The 2,314-nt window shown below is 27.7% G+C and carries 2 protein-coding genes; both read right to left on the bottom strand.

Going from position 1 to position 2,314, the window contains the following annotated elements; all coding sequences use genetic code 11:
- Positions 1-295: 295 nt before the first annotated feature.
- Positions 296-2,053: a DUF2326 domain-containing protein gene (locus J2Z35_RS14465; RefSeq protein WP_209662111.1), complete on the bottom strand. Its 1,758-nt coding sequence runs from the start codon at positions 2,051-2,053 to the stop codon at positions 296-298.
- Positions 2,038-2,235 carry a hypothetical protein gene (locus tag J2Z35_RS14470; RefSeq protein WP_209662112.1) on the bottom strand — a complete coding sequence of 66 codons (198 nt, stop codon included), beginning with the start codon at positions 2,233-2,235 and terminating at the stop codon, positions 2,038-2,040. The genes J2Z35_RS14465 and J2Z35_RS14470 overlap by 16 nt, the downstream gene beginning before the upstream one ends.
- Positions 2,236-2,314: the final 79 nt, after the last annotated feature.

The following is a 2,314-nucleotide window of genomic DNA, read 5'->3' on the forward strand; positions in this document are numbered from 1 at the left end:
AGAATAATGTACGGGAGATCTAGCTTTGCTTACTTAAGAAGAAAAATACTAGAGTTGGAAAAATTTAGATATACCAACTAACTTTGGAGAGAACCCAATATTAAGTGTAAATCAACATGTGCTATTAGTATGTTTTAAATTTCTAGTATCATAAACATTTATGTCATCAATAACCCGAAAAAATAATAAAAGTCCTGAATTGTCAGGACTTTTTGTGGTCTTATTTGTAGCAAACTGCAATATTATTAATTTTTTTAATTATAAGAAAACAATACAACCTCAATGATGTAATATATTACTTTTCTTGGTAATCTTTCTTTAAAAATTTATCTTTTTTGGTAAATGCAGCAACAACTTTTGCGTTTACATCCAACTTGACTAATTTTGCTTTTTCCTCATTCTCAATTTTGTCTCGATTTAATGTAAGAATATATTGAAATTCTTGATACTTCTCTTCTTGTTTTTTCAAATAATTTAAGCATTGCACCAGTGTATCCTGATCAACATCAAAAATATTATCATGAACTAAAAATAACGGATGACGTATTCTTGTATGATCGTTAAATAATAAGGCCATGTCATAGATAAAAACTTTGGTTCTATTCACACTGCGGCTACCATCATCAAAAATGCGCATACTAATATCCACTGGAACTTTAATTCTAGCTTTATTGATCGTTTGAACACTAAAAGAACACTCTTTATTTCCCATTATATTTTCATGTATATCTAATATTGTTGCAATAAAACCTTTGATATTTGATTTATTCTTCTCAAGTAAGTCATCAATTTCCATAATTTCTTGTGATTTTCTCAAGGCTAAATTTTTCTTTTGTTTAGTATTATTCTCATATTCGTCAAATAAATACTTTGTATGCGCACTTTCATCTTTTTTATTTTGGTATATTCTTAAACTAACTTTTAAATTTTGCAATACCCCTTTTGTGTCTATAATTTTCAATTTTTCTGAATATTCATCATCAAGTATACGAATTCTATCTGCAATCTCATTTAATTGAGCTTCTACTTCATATGCCTTTTGATTAATAAGCATTCTTTGAAATTCTTCTACTTGATTTTTAAATCCAACAACTTCATTTAATGATTTAACAATTGCACTCCCTAAATCACTTTTAAATTGGTTATAAACAAGCTCGATTTCTACATCATCAATTTCTTCTGGTTTTGGAAGTCTTTTAATCTTGTCATATTCATGTCGTAATACCTTTTGTCTCTTTCTTAATTTATCTAAGTTATCTTCTAATTCTAGAAGATCTTTTTCAATTGAATCATAAGCTTCATTGCTTTTAAAATTCTCAATAGCTAATTCCATTTTTTCAAGTTCATCATCTAAAGAATTCAGTTCAGCTTGAACATCAGCTATCTTCTTAGTCTTTCCCTCAGTTAATTCATTTTTATTCCTTGTTATTACTTTCGTGATATTTTCTATTTCTTTGATAGTCTTTATTGTTTTCTGGTATGATTCTATCTCAATTCCTAACATATACAAGTGCGCTGTTAGATCTATAGGAATAGATTTAGTCAATTCATGACATTTCAATATGTCAATAAATTCAGAACGTTCATCCCTCATTAGGATTGATAAAATGTTTCTAAAACTGGGAACAGATTTTCCGTTTAACTTATTAAAAATTAATTCAGACAAGTAATTTCGAGCATCGGTTAATTTATCAAAAGTTACTGATTTACCATTACGTATTAACAGTGGCATGCTCTCATTTTTTCTATTCCTCTTTATAGTTATTCTTTCATGACCTATTTCAAGATCTAAGATGATATTCTCTTCCATCGGAACAACACTTTCAGGTATCTTATTTATCCTAGAGTTCTTATAATCATTTAGAAAACAAAAATCCAAAAACTCAATACTCATAGATTTTCCAACACCATTAGTTTTTCTACCTGTGATGGTTGCATTATCATACTTTTCGCCTAAAATTAAGTTTATACCATCATGAAAAATAATCTCATCAAATATATTACTTTCTGAATAGAGACGATTAATACGAATTCTATTTATTTCTTTATCCATATATTTGCCTCCTCAAAATCAAGTATGTCAACAGAAAACAAAAATGTTAGACCTAATATAAGTTGTCTACTACTAGTGATTCCTTTTTTCTTCAAAATATTTGATATCTCATAAATTGAAACTTTATCTTTGTTAATTTTTCTAATCCCATCCAAAATAAGGTAGCTGTTACCGGCAAGCATTTTTGTATAAATTTCGGCAAATAATTTTCCCTATTTTTTGGAATATAACTTTCCCTAAAATAGGGATTTTCTATTTTCT

It is taken from the genome of Acetoanaerobium pronyense, from assembly GCF_017874355.1.
GTDB lineage: Bacteria > Bacillota > Clostridia > Peptostreptococcales > Filifactoraceae > Acetoanaerobium > Acetoanaerobium pronyense.